The organism is Micromonospora sp. IBHARD003, from assembly GCF_056106285.1.
Genome location: NZ_JBWBBX010000001.1, coordinates 5,284,787 through 5,307,856, shown reverse-complemented (window position 1 = coordinate 5,307,856; position 23,070 = coordinate 5,284,787). Strand labels below are relative to the sequence as shown.

At 71.2% G+C, this 23,070-nt stretch carries 19 protein-coding genes; 6 read left to right on the top strand and 13 right to left on the bottom strand.

Features of this window, described 5'->3' with window-relative positions; translation table 11 throughout:
• Positions 1 to 19: 19 nt before the first annotated feature.
• Together ACTWOL_RS23640 and ACTWOL_RS23635 are read left to right on the top strand one after the other, a co-directional pair.
• Positions 20 to 1,126 carry a serine hydrolase domain-containing protein gene (locus ACTWOL_RS23640; protein WP_474298759.1) on the top strand — a complete coding sequence of 369 codons (1,107 nt, stop codon included), beginning with the start codon at positions 20 to 22 and terminating at the stop codon, positions 1,124 to 1,126.
• Between the two features lie 304 nt (positions 1,127 to 1,430).
• Positions 1,431 to 1,865 carry a hypothetical protein gene (locus ACTWOL_RS23635; RefSeq protein WP_474298758.1) on the top strand — a complete coding sequence of 145 codons (435 nt, stop codon included), beginning with the start codon at positions 1,431 to 1,433 and terminating at the stop codon, positions 1,863 to 1,865.
• A 55-nt stretch (positions 1,866 to 1,920) separates the two neighbouring features.
• On the opposite strand, the gene ACTWOL_RS23630 is transcribed toward ACTWOL_RS23635, so the two are convergent.
• From ACTWOL_RS23630 to ACTWOL_RS23620, 3 genes are all read right to left on the bottom strand, one after another.
• Positions 1,921 to 3,048, bottom strand: coding sequence for an ATP-binding protein (locus ACTWOL_RS23630; protein WP_474298757.1), 1,128 nt, complete (start codon positions 3,046 to 3,048; stop codon positions 1,921 to 1,923).
• 77 nt (positions 3,049 to 3,125) lie between these two features.
• A complete protein-coding gene (locus ACTWOL_RS23625; RefSeq protein ID WP_474298756.1) occupies positions 3,126 to 3,434 on the bottom strand; it encodes a hypothetical protein in 309 nt (102 codons plus the stop codon).
• A gap of 9 nt (positions 3,435 to 3,443) precedes the next feature.
• Positions 3,444 to 3,845, bottom strand: a complete 402-nt coding sequence (locus tag ACTWOL_RS23620) for a hypothetical protein (protein WP_474298755.1) — start codon at positions 3,843 to 3,845, stop codon at positions 3,444 to 3,446.
• 392 nt (positions 3,846 to 4,237) lie between these two features.
• Between ACTWOL_RS23620 and ACTWOL_RS23615 the strand changes: the two genes are divergently transcribed.
• Complete coding sequence (locus ACTWOL_RS23615; RefSeq protein WP_474298754.1) at positions 4,238 to 5,041, top strand: MBL fold metallo-hydrolase; 804 nt, start codon at positions 4,238 to 4,240, stop codon at positions 5,039 to 5,041.
• Between the two features lie 172 nt (positions 5,042 to 5,213).
• On the opposite strand, the gene ACTWOL_RS23610 is transcribed toward ACTWOL_RS23615, so the two are convergent.
• A complete protein-coding gene (locus ACTWOL_RS23610; protein WP_474298753.1) occupies positions 5,214 to 6,266 on the bottom strand; it encodes an NAD(P)-dependent alcohol dehydrogenase in 1,053 nt (350 codons plus the stop codon).
• A gap of 128 nt (positions 6,267 to 6,394) precedes the next feature.
• Between ACTWOL_RS23610 and ACTWOL_RS23605 the strand changes: the two genes are divergently transcribed.
• Complete coding sequence (locus ACTWOL_RS23605) at positions 6,395 to 7,258, top strand: helix-turn-helix transcriptional regulator (protein WP_474298752.1); 864 nt, start codon at positions 6,395 to 6,397, stop codon at positions 7,256 to 7,258.
• A gap of 146 nt (positions 7,259 to 7,404) precedes the next feature.
• Here the strand turns inward: ACTWOL_RS23605 and ACTWOL_RS23600 are convergent, their stop codons facing one another.
• Positions 7,405 to 8,667 carry a L,D-transpeptidase gene (locus ACTWOL_RS23600; RefSeq protein WP_474298751.1) on the bottom strand — a complete coding sequence of 421 codons (1,263 nt, stop codon included), beginning with the start codon at positions 8,665 to 8,667 and terminating at the stop codon, positions 7,405 to 7,407.
• Between the two features lie 423 nt (positions 8,668 to 9,090).
• A complete protein-coding gene (locus ACTWOL_RS23595; RefSeq protein WP_474298750.1) occupies positions 9,091 to 9,471 on the bottom strand; it encodes a hypothetical protein in 381 nt (126 codons plus the stop codon).
• A gap of 119 nt (positions 9,472 to 9,590) precedes the next feature.
• Here ACTWOL_RS23595 and ACTWOL_RS23590 point away from each other — a divergent pair, with 119 nt between their 5' ends.
• Positions 9,591 to 9,956: a hypothetical protein gene (locus ACTWOL_RS23590; RefSeq protein WP_474298749.1), complete on the top strand. Its 366-nt coding sequence runs from the start codon at positions 9,591 to 9,593 to the stop codon at positions 9,954 to 9,956.
• Positions 9,957 to 10,070: 114 nt separating this feature from the next.
• Here ACTWOL_RS23590 and hutH read toward each other — a convergent pair whose 3' ends face one another.
• The 7 genes from hutH to ACTWOL_RS23555 all read right to left on the bottom strand — a co-directional run bounded on the left by hutH (position 10,071) and on the right by ACTWOL_RS23555 (position 21,260).
• Positions 10,071 to 11,630, bottom strand: coding sequence for a histidine ammonia-lyase (gene hutH, locus ACTWOL_RS23585; RefSeq protein ID WP_474301244.1), 1,560 nt, complete (start codon positions 11,628 to 11,630; stop codon positions 10,071 to 10,073).
• An 86-nt stretch (positions 11,631 to 11,716) separates the two neighbouring features.
• A complete protein-coding gene (locus tag ACTWOL_RS23580) occupies positions 11,717 to 13,132 on the bottom strand; it encodes an FAD-binding oxidoreductase (protein WP_474298748.1) in 1,416 nt (471 codons plus the stop codon).
• A gap of 183 nt (positions 13,133 to 13,315) precedes the next feature.
• Positions 13,316 to 16,684 carry an AfsR/SARP family transcriptional regulator gene (locus ACTWOL_RS23575; RefSeq protein WP_474298747.1) on the bottom strand — a complete coding sequence of 1,123 codons (3,369 nt, stop codon included), beginning with the start codon at positions 16,682 to 16,684 and terminating at the stop codon, positions 13,316 to 13,318.
• Between the two features lie 219 nt (positions 16,685 to 16,903).
• Positions 16,904 to 18,091, bottom strand: a complete 1,188-nt coding sequence (locus tag ACTWOL_RS23570) for a GGDEF domain-containing protein (RefSeq protein ID WP_474298746.1) — start codon at positions 18,089 to 18,091, stop codon at positions 16,904 to 16,906.
• Between the two features lie 30 nt (positions 18,092 to 18,121).
• Positions 18,122 to 18,973: an enoyl-CoA hydratase/isomerase family protein gene (locus ACTWOL_RS23565; RefSeq protein WP_474298745.1), complete on the bottom strand. Its 852-nt coding sequence runs from the start codon at positions 18,971 to 18,973 to the stop codon at positions 18,122 to 18,124.
• Between the two features lie 41 nt (positions 18,974 to 19,014).
• On the bottom strand, positions 19,015 to 20,271 hold the full coding sequence (locus tag ACTWOL_RS23560; RefSeq protein WP_474298744.1) for an adenylate/guanylate cyclase domain-containing protein: 1,257 nt from the start codon (positions 20,269 to 20,271) through the stop codon (positions 19,015 to 19,017).
• Positions 20,272 to 20,411: 140 nt separating this feature from the next.
• Positions 20,412 to 21,260: a biotin--[acetyl-CoA-carboxylase] ligase gene (locus ACTWOL_RS23555; RefSeq protein ID WP_474298743.1), complete on the bottom strand. Its 849-nt coding sequence runs from the start codon at positions 21,258 to 21,260 to the stop codon at positions 20,412 to 20,414.
• A 212-nt stretch (positions 21,261 to 21,472) separates the two neighbouring features.
• Here ACTWOL_RS23555 and ACTWOL_RS23550 point away from each other — a divergent pair, with 212 nt between their 5' ends.
• Positions 21,473 to 23,068, top strand: a complete 1,596-nt coding sequence (locus ACTWOL_RS23550) for an acyl-CoA carboxylase subunit beta (protein WP_474298742.1) — start codon at positions 21,473 to 21,475, stop codon at positions 23,066 to 23,068.
• The last annotated feature ends 2 nt before the right edge of the window (positions 23,069 to 23,070 follow it).

The window sequence follows — 23,070 nt, the reverse complement described above, 5'->3', positions numbered from 1 at the left end:
GGCTGGCTAGATGCTCGGCATGGCGGACATTCAGGGCTCGTACGATGATCTGTTCACTGCCGTGCCCAGCGCGCTGGCGGCATTGCTGGACGAAGGAGACGCCGGTGGCTCGGTGGCCGTCTTCGTGGACGGCCGGCCGGTGGTGGACGTCTGGGGCGGATTCACCGACGCCGACCGTACGATCCCGTGGCAGCGCGACACGATCGTCAACGTCTGGTCCGTCACCAAGACGATGACCGCGCTGTGCGCGCTGGTTCTCGCCGACCGTGGCGAACTCGACCTGTCCGCGCCGGTCGCCCGGTACTGGCCGGAGTTCGCCGCGGCGGGCAAAGAGAAGGTGCTGGTACGCCACCTGCTCGCGCACACGGCCGGCCTGCCCGACTGGGACGGACCGGTGGCGGAGCTGTACGACTGGACATCCGCCACGGAACGACTGGCAGCGCAGGCTCCGCAGTGGGAGCCGGGCAGCGAGGCCGGATACCACTCGCTCACCCAGGGATTCCTCGTGGGCGAGCTCGTACGCCGTATCACCGGCCGGACCCCGGGCGCGTTCTTCGCCGACGAGGTTGCCGACCCGCTGGGCGCGGACTTCCACATAGGCCTGCCCGCCGAGCACGACCACCGGGTGGCGCTCGCGATCCCGCCGCAGTCCCGGGACGACGGCTACGCCGCGAGTGCGGCCGCCGGCGGCGCGACTCCCGCCGCCGGGACCCCGATACGGGTCCGGGACGGGAACAGCGTGGCCTGGCGCCGTGCGCAGATCCCTGCGGCGAACGGGCTCGGCAACGCCCGCTCGGTCGCCCTCGTCCAGTCCGTGATGGCCTGCGGAGGATCGGTGCGGGGGGTGCGGCTGCTGTCGCAGGCGGGTTGTGACCGTGCCAGGGAGGAGCAGTTCCACGGCGATGACCGCGTCCTGGGCATGCCGATGCGCTGGGGTCTGGGCTACGGACTCTTCGGCAACACCTACGGGTGGGGCGGTTGGGGCGGCTCACTGGTCATGGTCGATCCTGACGCCCGTATGGCGGTGGCGTACGTGACCCATCAGATGCGCGAACCGGCGGACGACAATCGGGGACTGGCGATCGTCACGGCCGCGTATGAGGGGCTCGCGGGTCTGCGCGCCTGATCCCTCGGGTCACACGGCAGCAGGGGCTCGCCGGGACGGGGGCTCGTGCCCGATCTGCGTGGCGAAGGCCGAGGGCCGACGTCACCGGGTGAGGTTGCGGAATCTTCCGTTCCGGGGCGCCCGCGGGACCCGGTGAGGCGTGTGGCAAGGTATGCCGACGACTCACACCGGCCCGGCCGTGCGAGGGGTCTCCGGCCTGCGTGTTCTCCGGCTCGGGGCCCTGCGCCCGGCGCAGGGCCCGACGGTCGCCGACCGTGCGGGAGAGTCCCGGACGGACCCTCCCCGCCTTGTCAGGAGCACGCCCGTGAACGGAAGACGCCGCCGCCTTCTTCTGGCCGCCATCGACCCCATGCTCGAGTCCGGCGAGCAGGTCGAGGTGACGACCATCGTGAATCTCAGCACGGTCTCCGTGCGCCGGACGGCGGCGTTCGCGGCGGCGTCGGCCATCGCGAGTGCCGGCGCCATGTCCGTGATCCCGGTGCCGACCCCGATGTATCTGGCCATGACGGACCGTCGTCTCTTCGTCTTCCGGGCGAACCCGACGTTCGCCAAGCCGGAGGAGCACCTGATGACGATCCCGCGTGCCGGTCTCGTCCGTACGGAGATCAAGGAGCGTCTGCTCAACTCGTCGTTCGTCGTCTCCTCGGCGGAGAACGAGCAGGGCCTGAAGATCATCTTCCCCCTGATCAGCCGCAAGGAGCGGAACGCGATAGCCGCCGCGCTGCCCCTGGCCGGATGACCCGCCCGGTACCGGGCGGGAGCCGCCCGCCCGGTACCGGCATGGCGCCCTGCGTTCAGCCGGGGACCGGGCCGGCCCCGGGTTCCCCGGTGGGTTCGCCGCTTGCGCCCTGACGGGCCCCCAGGGCACGGCGGACGGTGCCTTCCGCCTTCTGCCGTTCTTCGCCGGTGAGCGGGCGGGGCTGCTGGATCCTGGCGTCCTTGATGCGGTCGACGGCTTCCAGGAAGTCGTCGACGCCCAGCGGTTCGCTCTGCGCGACTGCCGCGCGTACGGCCGCGTCCACGACCGCGTTCTTGATGTCCCGGCCGCATACGTCGTCCGCCTTCTCCGCGAGCAGTGCGGGGTCCACGTCGGGGGCCACCGGGAGTCCGTCGACCAGATGGCGGCGCCAGATCTCGGCTCGCGCGGCCTTGTCGGGGAGCGTGAACCGGATGTGGCGCACCCGGGTCTCGAAGGCCTTGTCGTAGTTCTCCGCGAGATTGGTGGCGAAGATGACGATGCCGTGGAACCGCTCGAGGCATATCAGCAATTGGCTGCGCATCGAGTTGATGGCCTGTTCGGATCCCTGGGTGACGTTGGTGAGCCTTCTGGAGAGCAGGGAGTCGGCTTCGTCGACGAAGAGCACCGCCCCCGACTCCTCCGCCGCCGAGAAGACCCTCTGGACGTTCTTGGGGCCGTCACCGTGGTATTTGCTCTCGATCTCCGCGTAACTGACCGCGAGGATGCCCCGCCCCAGGCGGTCGGCCATCGCATGGGCGGCGAGGGTTTTTCCGGTGCCCGAAGGCCCGTGGAAGTTGAGTGCGCTGCGCGGGAACGGCTCGATACTCCGAAGTCCCCATTCGCCGAAGACCTTTTGCTGCACTTTCAGGACGTCCAGCGCCGCCATGAGGTCGCGGCCGACCGCCTCCGGGACGACCAGTTGGTCGAATCGGTGGAGCGCCGGCCCCGGGACGTACTGCGCCTCTTCGGCGCGCGCCCGGGGGACCTGGGCGGTCGATTCGCCCGCCGCTCCGGTCGTCTCCGCCCCCACCGCGAGGGTGAAATCGTCCGCGCCGATGGCCTTGGCGAGCCCGTTGGCGGCGTCCAGCAGCCGCGACCGGCATATCGCGGCCACTCCGTCCGGCGTATGGCCCGGAATGCCGGACACCGTGAACCGGGTCTCCCGGCGGCCGGGTGACACCATCCGTGTGTTCCTTCCCCATCGTCGTGTCGTGTGCTCGCGTCTTGTGCTCGCGCCGCTTGCCCGTTCCGCCCTGCCGGTCACTCGTAGATGACGAGCTCGTTGGTGCCGTGGACCTGCCGCAGCCTGTCGTCGATCTCCTTGGTGCGCATGACGCGGCCGTCCGCCAGCTGGTCGGTGCGCTTGTTGAAGATCCCTTGTACGACCTTGTAGTCACCCCCGTTCATCCAGGTCTTGATCGTCACACCGACATGGTCCCGGTCCGCGTTCTTGAGGTCGTTGCGGCTGTTGAACCAGTCGACGATGTCGTCGTAGTAGACGATGGCGAGCACCACCGCCGTGAAGGCGGCGGCTCCCATCAGAATCAGGGCTATGAGGGGAAGAGGCACGGCTGGGTCCTATTCGACGATCACGAGCTTCTTGCCGGCGAATGTGGCTGACAATTCCGGGTCGAGACGCCGCACGATGAGCTGCCGGCCGTAGGGCTTCCCATCGGGCTTCGTCACCGGTTCGTTGGACGTGTCGAGGAAGATCTGTACGATAACGGCCCCTTCCCGGTGCGGATTCAGCAACAGTGCGCCTTTGGCCACGCTGGGGTCCAGAGGCCGGTGTTCGACGAAGTAGGACATCGCCGTTTCGTAGGTCATCTCGTCGATGATGTCGGGGCGCAGCGGGAGGTTCTCGTGAAGCCACTGGCTCGCTTCACGGATGAACTCGACGGCTTTCGCCGCGTCTTTGAGCGTTGGTTCTCTCTTGCGTCTGACGAGATCGGGCAGACTCTTCACCCATTCCGCATCCATGTTCGACTCTCTCCGTGTGAAGTCCCCGTTCGCCCGGCCTCTGCGTTTTCCGGCGGGCGCACCAAGAATGCCCCCGCATCAAGGGGGCGGGCGAGGTCGGAGAATTCCTGGTTTCCCCGGCGTGCGGCGGGAACACGGCTGCACAGAAGCCTGTTCGGCAAGGCGTTCCGCGTCGAGGACGCACGAAGTCTGCGTGACGGAATTAGTACCGTTGTATGACGAGTGCGAGGGGTCCGGCTGATCTTTCCCTACGGGATACGGGAACGGACGCGTCCGGGAGCCGCGTCCCCCGGTCATGCGCACCGGACAGCCGGCTCGGCCGCTCCCCCCGGCCCCGGACCGGCCGGTACGCCGCGGGTGCGCGCATATGGGCAGGGGCAGACGATGGAAGCATGCACATTCACAAGGTGCGGCCGGACATCAGCCTGCTGAGCGACAGCGTGGAGGTGCCGGGCATCGGCTATCTCCCGGTCAACGCCTTCGTGCTGTTCGCGGCCGAGCCGGTGGTCGTGGACACCGGGCTCGGGCTGCCGGACCGGGACTTCCCCCGGTCACTGGGATCCGTCGTGGATCCGGCGGATGTGCGGTGGATCTGGTTGACGAACCCGGACCGGGATCACACCGGCGGTCTCTTCGACCTGCTGGACGCGGCGCCCAGGGCCAGGGTCGTGTGCACCTTCGGCACCGCCGGTCTGATCGCCTGCGAGCGGCCGATCCCGGTCGACCGGCTGTACTTGCTGAACCCGGGACAGTCGCTGGACGTCGGCGACCGCACCCTCACGGGCTTCCGCCCGCCGCTCTACGCCAGTCCGACCACCGTGGGCTTCTTCGACGACCACTCGGGCGCCTGCTTCAGCTCGCACTGCTTCGGCGGCCCGCTGCCGACCGAGGAACTCGCCGAGGCGGCCGATGTGAGCGAGCTCGACCCCGAGGACGTGGAGGCCACACAGTTGCTGTGGGCCACCGTCGACAGCCCGTGGGTGCAGTTCGCCGATCCCGGGAAGTTCGCCCGCGCCTTCGAGCCGATACGGGACCGGGACCCCGCCCTCATCCTCTCCGCCCATCTGCCACCGGCTCCGGGGATGACCGGCCACATGATCGACACCCTGTGCGGGGTGGCGGGGGCGGCCCCGTGGATCGCGCCGGACCAGGCGGCCCTGGAACTGCTGCTCACCCGCTTCGAGACGGAGAAGTAGCCCGGTGGCGGCCCGGCAGATGACCCGGCGTCACTGCACTCACCGCCTCTCACCCTCCTCTTGCCGGGGTGGTACGGGACACGACCCGTACCACCCCGGCACCATGTACCACCCGGAGTTCGAAGCGCCCCCCGCACCGGTCCGGGGAGGACGCACCGGCGGGCCCGCGCGGTCAGATCGTGGAGACGTCGATCACGAACCGGTAGCGGACGTCACTCGCCAGCACCCGCTCGTACGCCTCGTTGATCTGGTCGGCCCGGATCACCTCGATCTCCGAGCCCAGCCCGTGCTCGGCGCAGAAGTCGAGCATCTCCTGGGTCTCGGGCAGACCGCCGATCATGGATCCGGCGTACGTCCTGCGCTGTCCGAGCAGCGAGAAGACGTTCAGCGAGACGGGCTCCTCGGGCGCGCCCAGGTTCACCATCGCCCCGTCCGTCTTCAGCATGCCGAGGAACCTGTCGAGCGGCAGCGGTGCCGAGACGGTGTTGACGATCAGGTCGAACGTGCCCGCCAAGGCCTCGAAAGTGGCGTCGTCGCTGGTGGCGTAGTAGTTCTCGGCACCCAGCCGCAGCCCGTCGTCCTTCTTGCGCAGGGACTGGGACAGGACGGTCAGTTCGGCGCCCATCGCGCTTGCGATCTTGACGGCCATGTGGCCGAGGCCGCCGAGGCCCACGACGGCGACCTTCTTGCCGGGGCCGGCGTTCCAGTGCTTCAGCGGCGAGTAGGTGGTAATGCCGGCGCACAGCAGCGGGGCGGCCACGTCCAGGGACAGCCCGTCGGGGATACGGAGGGTGAAGGCCTCGTCCACGACGATGTGCGTGGAGTAGCCGCCGTGGGTCGGCTCGCCGTTCTTGTCGAGACCGTTGTACGTGAGGACGTTGCCGACGCTGCAGTACTGCTCGAGCCCGGCCTTGCAGTTGTCGCACTCGCGGCAGGAGTCGACCAGACAGCCCACTCCGACCCGGTCGCCGACGGCGAATTTGGTCACCTCGGGTCCGACCTCGGTGACGATGCCGGCGATCTCGTGGCCCGGGACCATCGGGAAGATCCCTTCGCCCCAGCCGTCGCGGACCTGGTGGATGTCCGAGTGGCAGATGCCGGCGTACTTGATGTCGATCAGCACGTCGTGGTCGCCGACCGCCCTGCGCGGGACGGTGGTGCGCTCCAGCGGGGCATGTGCGGCGGGAGCGGCGTATGCGGGAACCGTGGATGCATATGTGGTCATGGCTACGAGACTGCGCCCCTCGCGCCCGGACACCCAGCCCTCTGTCGTTCGTACGCCGGCTGTTCCTACTACTGGCAGGGTCAGGTTCAGCCACGTGGACCTACACCGGGGACGGAATACTTGACGGTATGGACCAGCGTGCCGAACTCAGCGAATTCCTGCGGTCACGGCGGGCCCGGCTGAAGCCGGAGGACGTCGGCCTGCCCGATTTCGGCCGTCACCGCCGCGTCCCCGGACTGCGCCGGGAGGAGCTGGCGCAGCTTGCCGGGGTGTCCGTCGCGTACTACACCCGCCTCGAGCAGGGCCACGGCCAGAACGTGTCGGGTGAGGTGCTCGACTCGATCGCGCGGGCCCTGCGGTTGAACGACACGGAGCGCGCCCACCTCACCCATCTCGCCAAGCCGAAGCCGCACAAGAAGCGCGCGGCGCGGGCGGCGCAGAAGGTCCGGCCGCAGCTCCAGGAGCTGATCGACGCCATGGACGGCGTTCCCGCGTTCCTCCTCGGGCGCCGGATGGACATCCTGGCCTGGAACACCATGGCGCGTGCCCTGCTCGGCGACTTCGCGGCGATGCCGCCGCAGGAGCGGAACATGGCGCGGATGGTCTTCCTCGATCCGGGCGCCCGTGAGCTGTACCTCGACTGGCACTGCAAGACGGTCGAGGTGGTGAGCGTGCTGAGACTGTGTGCGGGCTGCTATCCGGACGATCCGCAGCTGTCGGCGCTGATCGGTGAGCTGTCGGTCAAGAGCGACGACTTCCGCACGCTGTGGGCGGCGCACACGGTGCAGGAGAAGGGCCACGGCACCAAGCGGCTGCACCACCGGCTGGTGGGCGAACTGACCTTGTCCTACGAGACCTTGCGGCTGCCCGACGACGACGATCTGCACCTGGTGACGTACCACGCCGAGCCGGGGTCGGCGTCGGCGGCGTCGCTGGGGCTGCTGGCGCAGTGGGGGGTCGACGAGGTCTCCGCCCCCTCCGTGGCGCGCTGAGCCGCCGGAACGGCAGAGCACAACGGCAGAGCACCACACCAGAGGCCAAGGGCAGGGCACAACGGCGACGGCTCCCGGGAGCGCTTGAAGCGCGCTCCGGGAGCCGTCGCCGTTGCCGCCGCCGGGACGGGGAAGCGTGGGGCGGATCAGACCGCCGAGCCGGCCTTCCAGTCCGCCCAGCTCAGGTTCCAGCCGTTGAAACCGTTGTCCGGCTGGATCGTCTTGTCCTTGGAGTTCTTCACGACGACGACGTCACCGACGATCGAGTTGTTGTAGAACCAGGCGGCGGGCTGGTTCGGGTCGCCGGCGCCCTTGACGTCGTTCAGGCCGACACAGCCGTGGCTGGTGTTGGAATTGCCGAAGACGCTGTCGGGGCCCCAGTAGTTGCCGTGGATGAAGGTGCCCGACGAGGACAGCCGCATGGCGTGCGGCACGTCCTTGATGTCGTACTCGCCCTTGCCGTCGTCGTCCGTGAAGCCGACGGTGGCGCCGTTCATCCGGGTCTCCTTGAACTTCTCGGAGATCACCATCTGGCCGTTGTAGGTCGGGTTGTCGGGCGAACCGGCGGAGATCGGGATGGTCTTGATCGTCTTGCCGCCCTGGGTGACCTTCATGGTCTTCGCGGAGGCGTCGACGGTGGAGACCTGGTTCCGGCCGATCTTGAAGGTGACCGTCTTCCGCTGGACGCCGTAGACGCCCTTCGCGCCCTGGACGCCGTCGAGGTCCAGCTTCAGCGTGACGGTGGAACCCGACTGCCAGTACTGGTCGGGGCGGAAGTCGATCCGCTGGGAGCCGAACCAGTGGCCGACGACCTCCTGGCCGCTGCTGGAGGTGACCTTGATGCCGGACTGTACGGCCTTCCGGTCGGTGATCGCCTTGCTGAAGTTGATGGAGACCGGCATGCCGACGCCGACGGTGGATCCGTCCTCGGGCGTGAAGTTCCCGATGAAGCTGTTGGAACGCGAGACCGTGGTGAAGGACGCGTTCTCGTGGGCCTCACGGCCCTCGGAGTCCTTGGCCGTGGCGGCGATCTTGTAGCTGGTCTCCCGCTCCAGCTGGCCGTCGGGCTGCCAGCTCGTGCCGTCGGCGGACAGCGTGCCCTTGACCTGCTTGCCACCCGCCGCGGTCATCGTGACCTGGGTGAGCTTGCCGTCGCTGACGGTGACCTTGGCGTCCTTGTTGATACTCGCGTTGGTGGCGCCGTTCTTCGGCGTGATGACTATTCGGGCATCGGAAGCGTCCTTCGCGGCTGCGGCGTCGACGTCGCTCTGTGACTTCTTCGAGCCGTCGGCGGCAGCCTTGTCGGCACTGCTGCTGCAGCCCGTGAGCACCAGAACGCTGCCGAGCACCACGGACGCGGCCGCAAGGCCCTTACGCCGCTTGCTGTCCGTCATCACACGCTTCTCCATCGTCGCCGATCCCTGCCAACTACATTCAAGAAGACCCATAAAGGGCCGCCCGGTTCCACACCTCGGAAAAGATGTGGGCAACACCACTGATCGACGCCCGGCGCTCCCGGACGGTTGCAGCCCGGAAGATTCCGGTTCGGCAACGACGGCCCCGGAGAGGGGCACGTACGCCACAGCGGACCGGTTCAAGCCACGCTCAAGACACGTTCCACGCCACAGTCCACCGGGCTCGATCAGGGGCACCGGCGGACAGTTCCCGGATGGATCCCCGCACCCGCCAGGCTGCGGCCCCGGCGGGCCCGGGGGCCGAGCCGTCCGGGCGGACGGCCACCGGGGCTGCCGCCTCTCCTGCCCGGGGCCGCGGCCGGCATTCCCGTCCACCCCCTCGGAATCACCGCCGCCGGGGGTCGCCGCTTCTCGGCGTCACCGCCCCCGCGCGTCGCCGTCCTCGTCGTCCTCGGCGTCGTCGTCCTCGGCGTCGTCGGCGTCGTCGGCGTCGTCCTCGGCGTCCCAGTCCCCCTCGGCGTCGGGGTCGTAGTCGACCTGCTCGCAGCTCCAGGAGGCCTGCGCGAGATCGACGCCCGGAACCTCGCTGACGAGATCGAAGGGGTCGACGAGATAGGCGAGGGCCTCGGCGGAGTCCTCGCGCACGGCGGAGCGTGCGTGGCCGCGCTCGTCGTCCTGCATGTGCTCGTCGGCTTCGACGCGCTCGAGCGCGGCACCGGTCAGGGCTTCCGGTTCCGTGACCTCGAGTACCAATTCGACATGCAGGCGCACATAGCGGGAAGTCTCAGAAGTGGTCATACGACGGAGGGTAGGCCCCCGGGCGACCGCCACTTTCCTGCGACCCGCTGCATTCATTAGCATCGCGGCAGCATCACCGAACGCGGTCAATTCACCGCTGTCGCAAGGGGAATCATTTCGTGTCCGTCGCCCGCCGCCCACTGCTGACCGCGACCGCCGCCGGCACCCTGCTCTGCGCACTGTGGTTCGTCCCGTCGGCGAACGCGACGGCGGAGGGCGAGACGGCGCAGGCGTCGCGCACCGCCGGCGGACAGCCGTCCGGAGCTTCCACTTCCGAGTCGGCGATCTCCGTACGCTCCGCGTCGGGCGGAGCACAGAGCGGCACCGCGGGCGGCGGCACGGAGGCCGGCACCACCGGGCAGCTGAGGCTCGCCGACACGGGCACCGTGGACACGACCCCGTACCTCATCGGCGGTGCCGCGTTCCTCGGTATCGGTGCCGGATTCGTGTCGTTCGCCATCCGCCGGGGCGCACGCGCCTTCTGACGGGCCCGCGCGGACGGGCTCGGACGGACGGGCTCCGACGGTCGCGCTCGGCCGGACGGCTCGGGCCCCGGGGACGGTGTTGCGTCCCCGGGGCCCGAGCGCGATGAAAGGCCTTTAGGCCAGCGGGCCCGTCACCGGCTCGACGGCCTCGACGAGCCTGCCGTTTCGCACGAACGCGTCGGCGGCGGCCAGATCGGGGGCGAGGAAGCGGTCGGGACCCGGGCCCTCGACGCCCGCCGCTCGCAGCGCGGCGATCGCCGCCCGCGAGGCGGGGGCGGGGCTCAGGCTGCGCCGCAGCTCGATCGCGCGCGTGGCCGTGTAGAGCTCGACGGCGATGATCCGGGTCAGGTTGTCGACGGCGGTACGCAGCTTGCGGGCCGCGGACCAGCCCATCGAGACATGGTCCTCCTGCATCGCGGAGGACGGGATCGAGTCGGCGGACGCCGGGACGGCGAGCCGCTTCATCTCGCTGACCAGCGCGGCCTGCGTGTACTGGGCGATCATCAGGCCCGAGTCGACGCCCGCGTCGTCGGCGAGGAACGGCGGCAGGCCGTGCGAGCGGTTCTTGTCGAGGAGCCGGTCGGTGCGGCGCTCGGCGATGGAGCCGAGGTCGGCCGCGGCGATCGCGAGGAAGTCGAGCACGTACGCGACGGGCGCGCCGTGGAAGTTGCCGTTGGACTCGACCCGTCCGCCCTCGGCGCCCTCGCCCCCGAGAAGGACGACCGGGTTGTCGACGGCGGCGGCGAGCTCGCGCTCGGCGACGAGCTGGGCGTGCGCGAGGGTGTCCCGGCCCGCGCCGGCGACCTGGGGCGCGCAGCGCACCGAGTACGCGTCCTGGACGCGCGGCGCCTCCTCCTCCTGGAAGTGGCCGGTGAGCTCGGAGCCCTCCAGCACGGCGCGCATGTTGGCCGCTGCGGCGGCCTGGCCGGGGTGCGGGCGGATGGCGTGCAGCTCGGGCGCGAGGACCTTGTCGGTGCCGAGGAGGGCCTCGAGGCTGAGCGCCGCCGTGATGTCGGCGGAGGTGTAGAGCCGCTTCAGATCGGCCAGGGCCATGATCAGCATGCCGAGCATGCCGTCGGTGCCGTTGAGGAGGGCCAGGCCCTCCTTCTCGTGCAGCTCGACGGGCTTGATGCCGTGCGCGGCGAGCAGTTCGCCCGCGGGGCGTACGGTCCCGTCGGGGCCCTCGGCGTCGCCCTCGCCCATCAGGGTCAGCGCGCAGTGCGAGAGCGGTGCGAGGTCGCCGGAACAGCCGAGCGAGCCGTACTCGTGGACCACGGGCGTGATCCCGGCGTTGAGCACATCCGCCATCGTCCGGGCGACCTCGGGGCGCACGCCGGTGTGGCCGGACGCCACGGTCTTCAGCCGCAGGAACATCAGCGCCCGGACGACCTCGCGCTCGACGCGCGGCCCCATGCCCGCGGCGTGCGAGCGCACGATGTTGCGCTGGAGCTGGGTGCGCAGATCGTGACCGATGTGCCGGGAGGCGAGCGCACCGAATCCCGTGGACACCCCGTACACCGGCTCGGGCTTCGCGGCCAGCGCGTCGACGACCTCGCGGGCGGCGGCGAGCGCGCTGAGCGCGCCCTCGGTGAGCTCGATGCGCGCGTTGCCGCGGGCGACGGCGATGACGTCCTCGACGGTGGTCCCGGACGTCCCCACCGCGACAGTGTGCATATCCATATTCAGCACCCTACGGACTGAATCCCTCTCTGTCACCATCTCTCTCCGAGGGGGATTCGGTCCGCGCGGAGCCCGTCGCGTCACCCGCCGGACGACGGGCGGATGTTCTGGTTCAGCCGGAACAGATTGGTCGGGTCGTACGTGTCCTTCACCCGCACCAGCCGCTCATGGATCCCCGCGGGATACGAGGCGCGCACCTTGTCCTCGCCCGCGTCACCGGTGAAGTTGACGTACATCGCCCCGTCGCCGTGGCGGGCGATCTCCTCGCGCGTGGCGCGCGCCCAGGCGATGTGCGCGTCGAACCCCTCCGGCTCGGGGGAGCGTGCGATCACATTGCACAGCACGCTCGCATCGCGCTGGCTGAAGGCGGTCCCGTGCGGGGCGACCCGCCCGAAGGCGCCGCCGAGCTGGTGCAGATGCAGTTCGCTGTGGGGGGTGGGAGTGGTGAGGTGCCGGCGGGTCACCGCGTCGAGGGCCGCGTCGGACGGCTCGATGAACGCGGAGCTGAAGTAGTTGTGCGCACCGCGCTCCCACAGCGGATCCAGCAGCGACTGCATCCCGGTGTAGGGCATGGGGCCCAGTACGTCGGCGATCGGGGTGCCCAGCGCACGCAGCGGGCGGACCGCCGCCTCCCCGGCGTCGGGTGCGCCGGCGTACATTGCGCCGATGACCACGATCCGGGTGCCGTGCACCTCTTGCGGCAGGAAGGGCAGAGGCGGCGCCGTGGTCAGGTTGACCAGCGTCGTCAGCTCGTCGGGCATGGTGGCGGTCGCCTCCCGCCACCGGGAGATCACCTGCCGCGCCTCGTCCGCGCCGTAGATGACCAGCCCCGCGAGTACCTGCGGCCCCACGGGGTGCAGCTCGTACTCGAACGACGTGACGACACCGAAGTTGCCGCCGCCTCCGCGCAGCGCCCAGTACAGATCGGGGTTCTCCTCGGCACTCGCGTGCACCAGCCGGCCGTCCGCGGTGACGACGTCGGCGCCGACCAGGTTGTCCGACGCCAGCCCGTGCTTGCGGACGAGCCAGCCCACACCGCCGCCCAGGGTGAAGCCCGCGATCCCGGTCGACGAGACCAGTCCCCCGGGCACGGCGAGACCGAACGCCTGGGTCTCACGGTCCAGATCCGCCCAGGTGAGCCCGGGCTGTGCGACGACCCGGCGGCGCCCGGGATCGACCCGCACGCCCTTCATCGCGGACAGATCGATGACGATGCCGCCGTCGCAGGTGGAGAAGCCGGCGATGCTGTGGCCGCCGCCCCGCACCGCGACCAGCAGGTCCTGGCTGCGGGCGAACTCGACCGCCCTGATCACATCGGCGGCACCGGCCGGACGCACCACCAGCGCGGGCTTCCGGTCGTGGGAGGCGTTCCAGACCGCCCTGGCCTCGTCGTAGCCGGGCGTTCCGGGGCGCACCACCGTGCCCCGCAGTTCCGCCTCGAGTTCACCGATGGTGGCGTCCCCGAGGACACCCGTTGCCGTCGTCTCGGTCGACATGACCGGCCTCCTTGGTACGTGGGTTTCATCCGGCACCACAAAAGGTAGGAAACGCTCCTTTGCAACCGATGAGCACGTGTTTGGCAATCGATGAGCAAGGGGTCGTCCGCCTGTCGCCGGCTGTCCGGCTCGGGCGGCGGCGACCCCGGTACCGACCCTCCCCGGCATGAGCGCACGGATCTGTCATCCCGCATCCGGCATCCGCCGCCCGGCAGCCGGCCCGGCCCCGTGCAGCCGGGCGACAGCCCCCGCGTCGCCCAGGCTGGTGAACAGGGCCTGCGCGCGGGCGGCGGCCGCGTCGGCAGCGGCACGGTCACCGGCGTCCGCCGCCAGCCGGGACAGCATGACGGCGACCCACCCGGCGGCATGTCGCGACCCGGCCACGTGCTCGAGCTCCTGGGCCCGCGTCAGCAAGTTCCGTGCCGCCGCGGCATCGCCCGCGGCCCGCGCGACCTGGCCGAGGTGCAACAGGCTGTTGACGGTGCCCGGGATGTCGTCGGTCTCCTCGAACCCCGTACGGGCCCGCTCGATCGCCGCCCGTGCGCGGCCCACGTCGCCCGTCGCCAGGGCCAGCAGCCCCAGAGCGCCGAGCGAGATCCCCATCTCACGGCGGTCACCGAGCCTGCGCCGGATGAGCAGGGCCTCGTCGAGGCAGTCCCGCGCCTTGTCGTAGTCCCGGCGCGTACGGCAGATGTTCCCGAGGGTGCCGAGGGCGAGCGACTCGCCGTACGGGTCGCCGAGGGCGCGGAAGCAGCCGACGCTCCGTTCGGCCGCCGCCGCGGCCTCGTCGAGATCGCCGTCCAGGCGACCCGCCCAGGCGAGGCCCGCCAGCGCATGGCCGCGGGCCTGGGCGGCCCGGACCTGGCGCCCGGCGAGCACGGTCTCCTCGAAGAACAGCGACACCGTGCCGTCGTCGTCGGCCTCGGTCACGTACCCCGGGGTCATGACCGGGAAGAACGGACGCGCCCCGTCGTCGCCTCCGGTCTCCGCGAGCAGGTCCAGGGCCCGGGCGAAGGAGTCCCGCGCCACCGTTCCCTCACCACGGCACACCGCCTGGATCCCGCGCAGATGCTCGGCGGGCGCGAGCACGGCCGGATCGTCGGGGGCGAGCGCGCAGGCCTCGTCGAGTGCCGTACGCGCCTCGTCCCAAGTGCCGCGCATCCACAGCAGGACGGCCTGCTGGTAGTGGGCGTACGCCAGCGCCTTCCGGTCCCCTCGCGCCCCGTGTACCGCCACGATCTCCGCACCGATGGAGGCCAGCCGCGAGCCGTCGCCGAGCCGGATCGCGAACACGCCCTGCCCGATGAGCGCGCGGGCCCGCAGGGGAGACGGTTCGGGCGCGGCGGCGAGTGCGTCGTCCAGCAGGCGCCGCCCCTCGGCGAGGTGGCCGCGCTCCAGCCAGAACCCGCGCAGCGCCACCGCGAGCCGCAGCGCTTCCTCCGGGTCGCTCTCGAGGGCGGATGCCAGGGCGGCGCGCAGATTGTCGTGGTCGGCCTCGAGCGCGAGCGACGTCCGGACGCTGCCGCTGTCGCCGCCTGCCCGGGGCCGTACGCCACCGTCGCAGTCGCGGTCGGTCGCCTCCGGGTCGTAGGACTCGGCGAGCGCCCGGTAGAAGGCACGGTGCCTCTGCTCGGTCTGCGCGAGCTCACCCGCCTCCCGCAGTCGTTCCCTGGCGTACTGGCGGATGGTCTCCAGCAGCCGGTAGCGGGTCCGGTCACGGCGTCGCTCCACGAGCACCAGCGACTTGTCGACGAGCCTGCCGAGCAGGTCGAGCACCGTCGCGGGGTCGATGTCCCGGGTGCACACCTGCTCCACCGCGGCCAGCGAGAAGCCGCCGGCGAAGACGGCGAGCCGGCGCAGCAACAGCCGTTCCTCGGCGGCGAGCAGCTGATGGCTCCAGCGCAGGGTCGCGAGCAGCGTCTGCTGACGGGTCACCGGGCGTCTTCCGCCCTCGCCGAGGAGGGCGAGGGCGTCGTCGAGGCGCTCGGCGATCTCGCGTGGCGCGAGCATGCGCGTCCGTGCCGCGGCCAGTTCCAGCGCGAGCGGCATTCCGTCGAGCCGGAAGCAGATCTGCGCGACGGCGGGCGCGTTGTCGGGGTCGAGCCGGAAGTGCGGGGCGGCGTCGGCCGCGCGGTCCACGAACAGCCGGACGGACGCGTAGCGCGTGAGCTCGTCCGGCGGGGGCAGCCGCCGCGGGTCCGGCAGCCCCAGCGACGGGACCCTCCAGGTGCGTTCGCCGTAGGCGTGCAGCATCTCGCGGCTGGTGGCCAGCACGGCGGCGTCCGGGCAGTGCGCCAGGATCCGTGCGGCAAGGGCTGCGCAGGCGTCCAGGAGATGTTCACAGTTGTCGAGTACGAGCAGCAGTTCACGTCCGGCCAGCTGCCCGACCAGCGCCGCGGGTGCCGAGTCGCCGGGCGGGAGCTGAAGCCCGAGCACGGCTGCGACCGCGTCGGGAATGAACCGCGCGTCCGAGAGCGCGGCCAGGTCCACGAACCAGACGCCGTCGCGCACCACGCCGACACGGCGCGCCGCCACGGCCAGGGCCAGCCGGGTCTTGCCGCAGCCGCCGGGACCCGTCAGGGTCAGCAGCCGGCTCCGCGCCAGCAGGTCCTCCACCTCGGCGATCTCGCGCTCCCGGCCGATGAACGTGGTCGGCTGGACGGGCAGATTGTGGCGGGGCGGCACTGCGGGGACCGGGCCCGGGACCGGGGCCTGTGCCGCCCCGTTCCCCGGGCCGCCGGCCGGAGCCCCGAGTGCCGGGCCCGCCCCGGGTCCGGTGTGCTCACCCGGCTCCGCGACCGAGCCCACCAGCAGCATCCGGTAGAGCTCACGGGTCTGCGGATCCGGGTCGGCGCCGGTGTCGTCCCCCAGCGCGTCCCGCAGCCGCTCATAGGCCGCCAGTGCCTCACTGCGCCGTCCGGCGGCCGCGAGGACCCGCATCCGCGCCCGGTGAGCCGGCTCGTACAGAGGGTCCTCGGCGATCAGGGCGTCCAGCACCTCGACCGCCTCGGCGCTGCCGCCCTCCCGCTCGAGCGCCTCGGCGAGGCCGAGCCTCAGCCGGGTGCGCCGCACCGCGAGAGCGGCGCGCGCGTCCTGCGTCCAGGGCTCGAAGACGTCCTCGGGCAGCAGCTCGCGTTCGGCGAGGGCCAGCGCGGCCCGCCGGTCCGACGCCCCGACCTCGGCCGGTGCCCGTGCCGCGGCTCGGTCCAGCTCGTCGAGCTCGTCGAGATCGACGCATACGCCGCCGTCCGGTGCGAGGACGGCCATGTCGTCGCGGAGGACGAGGACATCGCCGGGCGTACCTGCGGTCGCCAGCGCGCGCCGGACGGCATGCAGCACCTGGTGCAGATTGTTGGACGCAGCCCGGGGGGCGAGGTCCGGCCACAGCAGGGCGCACAGCTGCTCGCGGTGGAGTCTGCGGCCGGGAGCCAGGGCCAGCACCTTCAGCGCGCTCCGGGCCTTGCGCAGCCGCCATGCCCCGGCAGCCACCTCGCGGTCGCCTACCGCGACGCGGAAACCACCGAGCAGTTCGATGCGTACCTCGTCGGCCATGTCCGCCCCGTCGGGGCTCGTGAGGGTGATCGGCAGCAGGCGACCGGCCGGTGCCGACCGGTCATCGGGCCGTCGGCCGTCCGGCCGGTACCGACTCGGACCTGCCCGCTTGGACGTACCTCCGTACGTCGATCATCTTACCGGCGGGTCAGGATCCCGCCGTGTGCACAGCGGCCAACGGGCCAGGCCCCTGAGAGGCCCGCCCCCGGATGGAGCCGCTCACGTGGGTGCGTCACGGAAGCGGCGGCGGTCCTGGGCGGTGGCCGGGGGCGTGTCGGCCAGCGAGAGGACCGTGTCGTCGCGGCCCGCCACCACCGGGCCCCGCGCGCGGGCGGCCTTCGCCCGGTACTGGGCCGCGTCGGCGAGACGGAACAGCCGCCGGGCCGAACGGACCGGGCCGATCGCGTCGCCGGTCGAGGCGACCCCGCACGCCACCCCTTCGCCCAGCTTCAACTCCCCCGCCCGCTGGCACAGTTCGCCGGCCACCTTCACCACGTCGTCCGCCGAAGGACCGGCCGTCAGCAGACAGAACTCGTCGCCGCCGAGCCGCGCCGCCAGTGCGCCCGGCAGCATCGCACCGCACAGCGACAGCACCGACCCGAAGCGCTCCAGCAACCGGTCGCCCGTCGCATGGCCGAGGGTGTCGTTGACCCGCTTGAGGCCGTTGAGATCACACACGACCAGCGAGACCACCGCCCGGTCGACCCGGTGCTGCTCGATCGCCGCGTCCAGCCGCATGTCCACGGCCCGCCGGTTAGCCAGCCCGGTCAGCGGATCCGTGAAGGCGAGCCGCCGCACCTCCTCCAGCCGTTCCTGCTGGGCGATCCCGGCGGCGATCACCGAGGCCAGTACGGTCGCGAAGTCCGCGTCGTCCCGGTCGAACACCGGCTGTCCCACCGCCCTGGCCACATACAACTCGCCCCACGCCCGCCCGTGCAGCACGATCGGCGCGACGACGCAGCAGCCCCGCCCGCGCCGGCGCAGCGCGTCGACACGCTGATGGCTGTAGCCGTGCTCCCCGGAGGCGCTCCCCGCCGTATCGCCCGGGGCTCCACCGGGTCCGGCCGCCTCAGGGGCGACCGGTCCCTCGGCCGTCTCCACCCAGGCCCGCGGCGCACCGCCCCCCGCCCACTGCTCGTGCAGGAACTCGGTGATCTCCGGGAAGCGGTGCACGGGGTACGTCTCACCGTCGGGGAACTCCTCCTCGTCCGGCGCCCGGTCCCCCGCGTTGACGAGCACCTTCAGCCGGCCCTGGTCCCGCTCCCATACCGACAGAGCGGCGAAGCTCCCGTTCAGCGCGTCGCAGGCGCCCAGCGCGGCCGCCCGCCATGACTCGCGCGGTGTGTGCGCAGCGGCCATCGACTGTGCGAGCGCCACCACGGCCCGCAATCGCACATCCTCACCCATTACCCCAGCTTAGGGACATCAAGGGCGATTTCACTCGCCAGGCCACTCCGGCTTGCGCTTCTCGTTGAACGCCGCGACGCCCTCCGCGCGGTCCCCGGAGAACGCGACCGAGCGCCATGCCGCGTCCTCGACCTCGAGGCCGGCCCGCAGGTCCAGACCGTGCCCGAGGCGCAGTGCCCGCTTGGCCGCCCGCAGACCGACCGGCGAGTTCGCCGCGATCCGCGCGGCGAGGCCGAGCGCGGCACTCCGGGCGTCGTCGGCCGGCTCGGCCAGTACGTCGACGAGTCCCAACTCCCGTGCCTCGGCCGCCTCCACGCGCCGGGCCGTGAACACCAGCTCCGCGGCCCGCGCGGCACCCACCCGGCGCGGCAGCAACTGCGTGCCACCACCGCCGGGGATCACTCCGACCGACACCTCGGGCAGTCCGACGACCGCGGTGCGGTCGGCCACGATCACATCACAGGAGAGTGCCAGTTCGAATCCGCCGCCGAGGGCGAAGCCGTGCACCGCGGCGACCGTCGGCATCGGCAGTTCCAGGACCCCGGTGTACGCGGCGCGGGCCGTCGGCCGCTGCCGTACCAACTCGGCGTCCGTGAAGGAGTTGCGCTCCTTGAGGTCGGCACCCACACAGAAGGCACGGTCGTTCGACGAGGTCAGCACGGTCACCCGGACCGAGCGGTCGGCCCCCAGCGCCTCACAGGCGGCGCCGATCGAGCGCGCCATGTCGGTGGAGACGGCGTTCATCGCCTTGGGGCGGTCCAGCACCAGCTCCGCGACATGTCCGCCCTCATGGCGGCGTACGACGACGAACTCCCCGAAGCGCTGCTCGGACACGGTTTCGGACATGCTTCCGGCCCCGGCATCGGACACGGCATCGGACATGATCAAGCCTCCCGGTTAACGGTGGTTCACCGGGAGGGATATTAGGTGGACCGCCTCGTCAGCAGCCAGGGCTCCACGACCCCCAGTCCGCGGACCGGCCGCTGCCACATCGGCTGCATCGCAAAGCGGTACTTCGGGGCGGCCGCCTCCTCGCCCTCCTTCTCGGCCACCGCCGCCTCCTCCGCGGCCTGGGCCTCCGACACCGGCGCGTCGCCCGTGCGCGCCAGTTCCTCGGCGAACGCCCCGTCCACCAGGACGGCGTCCCTCGGGGCTATCGAGGTGAGCCGGCTCGCGAGGTTCACGGTCGTGCCGAACACGTCGCCCATCCGCGTCGTGACCGTCCCGAAGGCGATCCCGACCCGCAGCGCGGGCATCGTCTCGTCGTGCCCCATCGTCTCGATCAGGCGCATCGCGATCTCCGCCGCCGTGCCCGCGTCGTCCGCGGCGTAGAGCACCTCGTCACCGAGGGTCTTGATCAGCCGGCCGCCGTGCGCGGCGACCAGATCGGCGCAGGTGGTCTCGAAGGACTCCACGAGCTCACCGAGCTCCTCCTCCTCGAGACGGCGGGTCAGCCGGGTGAAGCCGACGAGGTCCGCGAAACCGACCGCGAGCCGCCGGTCCACCATCTCCTCGTCGTCGGCCGCCTGGACGACCCGCCCGGTGGCTGCCGCGAGCTGGCGCCGCCACACGTAGACCAGGAACTCCTCGAGCTCCGGCAGCAGCAGCTCGACCAGGGGATAGGTGACCTCGGTGCGGGTCATACCGGGCTCCGGCGGCTCCGTCAGGCCCTCCAGAAAGGAGTCGATCTGCCATTCGGCGAGCCGCGCCGTGGTCTGTCCCGTCGACCGGGCCACCTGCACCGCCATGGGCTCGCTGAGCAGCCCGGCCTCGACGAGACCGGCGAGACGGCGCAGGGCGAGCACATCCGCCTCGGTGAGGGCCTTGGCCTGACCGATGTCGGCGAAGCCCATGGCGCGCCAGAAGCGGGAGGCCAGATCCATGGACACACCGGCGGTCCGGGCGGCCTGGAACGGGGTGTAGCGGCGGTCGGCGCCGAGGATCAGCTGTTCCAGCCGGATGGCGAGCGGGTCCTTGGTGGGCTCCGCCGTGTGGTCCACCTCGTGGTGCGGGGTCGGATAGACCGAGTCCGACGACTGCTGCTTGCGCCCGCCGGGGCCTCCTGAACCGCCGGTGGCACCGGAAGCGCCCGAGTCGCCGGCCCCGCCCGGACCGCCGGAGCCGCCCGTAGCCCCGGAGGCGCCCGCGCCGGAACCGGAAGTCGTGTCGTCGACGGTCACCGGCCGCCTCCTGCCCGTTCCCTGCGCACTGCCCTGCCGATCTGTCATGCCGTGCCGGCCCGCGCATATCGCGGACCCACCGGCGCGCCTCAACGATACGGCAGGTGTGCCCTAGCTCACGTCCGGGTGGGCCACCCGGTTCAGCCGCCCGGGCGCAGGTGCACGATGTCACCCGCCCCGATGGGGTGGTCCTTCCCGTCCGGAGTGGTCACGACCAGCCGTCCGTCTGCGTCTATCGCGACGGCCTCCCCGATCAGCGTCCGGTCGCCGGGCAGCTCGACGCGCACCCGGAGGCCGAGGGTCGAGCAGCCCGCCGCGTAGGTCTCCTGGAGCCGGGAGAGGTGCGCGTCGCCGTTCACCGCACGCCACTGCTCGTACCAGTGCTCCAGCGAGCGCAGCAGCGCCCTCAGCAGCGGGTCGCGGTCGGTCGAGATCGCGTCGGCGAGCGCGAGGGAACCCGCCTCGGGCACCGGGAGCTCGTCGTCGCGCAGCGTGACGTTGATGCCCATGCCGATGACGACGCCGTCACCCACGCGCTCGGCGAGGATGCCGCCGGTCTTGCGCTCCTCACCCCCGATCTTCACCAGCAGGTCGTTCGGCCACTTGAGGGCGAAGTCGGTGCCCGCGGCCCTGGCCAGTCCCGTCGCGGCCGCGACACCGGTGAGCAGCGGCAGCCAGCCCCAGCGTGCGACGGGCACGTCGGGCTTGAGGAGTACGGAGAGGAAGAGACCGGAGCGCGCGGGGGCCGTCCAGCTGCGGTCGAGGCGCCCACGGCCCGCGGTCTGCTCCTCGGCGACGAGCACCGCACCCTCCGGGAGCTCCGCGGCCCGTGCCGCGAGATCGGAGTTGGTGGAGCCGGTCGACTGGACGACGTCGAGCGACGTCCACAGACCGCCCGGGCGCAGCAGGGCGCGGCGCAGCGCGGCAGCGTTCAGCGGGGGACGGTCGAGATCGGACCAGCGGCCTTCGGATGCGGCGGGAGGGGTCATGTCGCACAGCTTGGCCCCTCCCTGGTCCGGCACGCGAACCGGGCCCGCCCGCGGCGCGATCGCGTCACACACCGGCCCCGCCGGAACGCGTCGCGTCACATACGCAAGCTCAGCGGGGTGTGGTAAACGCCGCACTGCGCCGCCGTATCCCCGCCGATACGCTACGAGTCAGTAGCCCGTACCCCCGTGACCAGCCAGGGAGCCGCAGCGCGATGTCCGAGCCGGCAGAGCCTCAAGAGATCGACATCCACACCACCGCTGGCAAGCTCGCCGATTTCCAGCGACGCGTCCACGAGGCGACGCACGCGGGCTCCGAGCGCGCGGTCGAGAAGCAGCACGCCAAGGGCAAGCTGACGGCCCGTGAGCGGATCGAACTCCTCCTGGACGAGGGTTCGTTCGTCGAGCTGGACGAGCTGGCGCGGCACCGGTCCACCAACTTCGGCCTGGAGAAGACCCGCCCGTACGGAGACGGCGTCGTCACCGGCTACGGCACCGTGGACGGCCGCCCGGTGGCCGTGTTCTCGCAGGACTTCACGGTCTTCGGCGGGGCGCTGGGCGAGGTCTTCGGCCAGAAGATCGTCAAGGTGATGGACTTCGCGCTGAAGACCGGCTGCCCGGTGATCGGCATCAACGACTCCGGCGGCGCCCGCATCCAGGAGGGCGTCATGGCCCTCGGCATGTACGGCGAGATCTTCCGCCGCAACACGCACGCCTCCGGTGTGATCCCGCAGATCTCCCTGGTGGTCGGCCCCTGCGCGGGCGGTGCGGTGTACTCCCCGGCGATCACCGACTTCACGGTGATGGTCGACCAGACCTCGCACATGTTCATCACCGGCCCGGACGTCATCAAGACGGTCACCGGCGAGGACGTCGGCTTCGAGGAGCTCGGTGGCGCCCGTACCCACAACACCACCTCCGGTGTCGCGCACCACATGGCGGGGGACGAGAAGGACGCGATCGAGTACGTCAAGTCCCTGCTGTCCTACCTGCCGTCGAACAACCTCTCCGAGCCGCCGGCCTTCCCGGAGGAGGCCCTGCTCGACCTCACCGACGAGGACCGCGAGCTGGACACGCTGATCCCCGACAGCGCCAACCAGCCGTACGACATGCACACCGTCCTCGAGCATGTGCTGGACGACGGTGAATTCCTGGAGACGCAGGCGATGTTCGCGCCGAACATCGTCACCGGCTTCGGCCGGGTCGAGGGCTTCCCCGTCGGCATCGTGGCCAACCAGCCGATGCAGTTCGCGGGCTGTCTCGACATCGACGCGAGCGAGAAGGCGGCACGGTTCGTGCGCACCTGCGACGCGTTCAACATCCCGGTGCTGACCTTCGTGGACGTCCCGGGCTTCCTGCCCGGCGTCGACCAGGAGTACGGCGGCATCATCCGGCGCGGTGCCAAGCTCATCTACGCCTACGCGGAGGCGACCGTCCCGCTGATCACCGTGATCACGCGCAAGGCCTTCGGCGGTGCGTACGACGTCATGGGCTCCAAGCACCTCGGCGCCGATCTCAACCTGGCCTGGCCGACCGCGCAGATCGCGGTCATGGGCGCGCAGGGCGCGGTGAACATCCTGCACCGCCGCACCATCGCGGCCGCGGGCGACGACGTCGAGAAGGTCCGCGCCGAACTGATCCAGGACTACGAGGACATGCTCCTCAACCCCTACATCGCGGCCGAGCGCGGCTACATCGATGCGGTGATCATGCCGTCCGACACCCGGGCCCAGATCGTGAAGGGCCTGCGTCAGTTGCGGACGAAGCGGGAAAACCTCCCCCCGAAGAAGCACGGCAACATCCCCCTCTAGGC

Coding starts and splice junctions, on each gene's coding strand:
- ACTWOL_RS23640 (WP_474298759.1), top strand. CDS start 20: ATGGCGGACATTCAGGGCTCGTACGATGATCTGTTCACTGCCGTGCCC.
- ACTWOL_RS23630 (WP_474298757.1), bottom strand. CDS start 3,048: ATGGTGTCACCCGGCCGCCGGGAGACCCGGTTCACGGTGTCCGGCATT.
- ACTWOL_RS23620 (WP_474298755.1), bottom strand. CDS start 3,845: ATGGATGCGGAATGGGTGAAGAGTCTGCCCGATCTCGTCAGACGCAAG.
- ACTWOL_RS23615 (WP_474298754.1), top strand. CDS start 4,238: ATGCACATTCACAAGGTGCGGCCGGACATCAGCCTGCTGAGCGACAGC.
- ACTWOL_RS23610 (WP_474298753.1), bottom strand. CDS start 6,266: ATGACCACATATGCATCCACGGTTCCCGCATACGCCGCTCCCGCCGCA.
- ACTWOL_RS23605 (WP_474298752.1), top strand. CDS start 6,395: ATGGACCAGCGTGCCGAACTCAGCGAATTCCTGCGGTCACGGCGGGCC.
- ACTWOL_RS23600 (WP_474298751.1), bottom strand. CDS start 8,667: ATGGAGAAGCGTGTGATGACGGACAGCAAGCGGCGTAAGGGCCTTGCG.
- ACTWOL_RS23595 (WP_474298750.1), bottom strand. CDS start 9,471: ATGACCACTTCTGAGACTTCCCGCTATGTGCGCCTGCATGTCGAATTG.
- hutH (WP_474301244.1), bottom strand. CDS start 11,630: ATGCACACTGTCGCGGTGGGGACGTCCGGGACCACCGTCGAGGACGTC.
- ACTWOL_RS23580 (WP_474298748.1), bottom strand. CDS start 13,132: ATGTCGACCGAGACGACGGCAACGGGTGTCCTCGGGGACGCCACCATC.
- ACTWOL_RS23575 (WP_474298747.1), bottom strand. CDS start 16,684: ATGGCCGACGAGGTACGCATCGAACTGCTCGGTGGTTTCCGCGTCGCG.
- ACTWOL_RS23570 (WP_474298746.1), bottom strand. CDS start 18,091: ATGGGTGAGGATGTGCGATTGCGGGCCGTGGTGGCGCTCGCACAGTCG.
- ACTWOL_RS23565 (WP_474298745.1), bottom strand. CDS start 18,973: ATGTCCGATGCCGTGTCCGATGCCGGGGCCGGAAGCATGTCCGAAACC.
- ACTWOL_RS23555 (WP_474298743.1), bottom strand. CDS start 21,260: ATGACCCCTCCCGCCGCATCCGAAGGCCGCTGGTCCGATCTCGACCGT.
- ACTWOL_RS23550 (WP_474298742.1), top strand. CDS start 21,473: ATGTCCGAGCCGGCAGAGCCTCAAGAGATCGACATCCACACCACCGCT.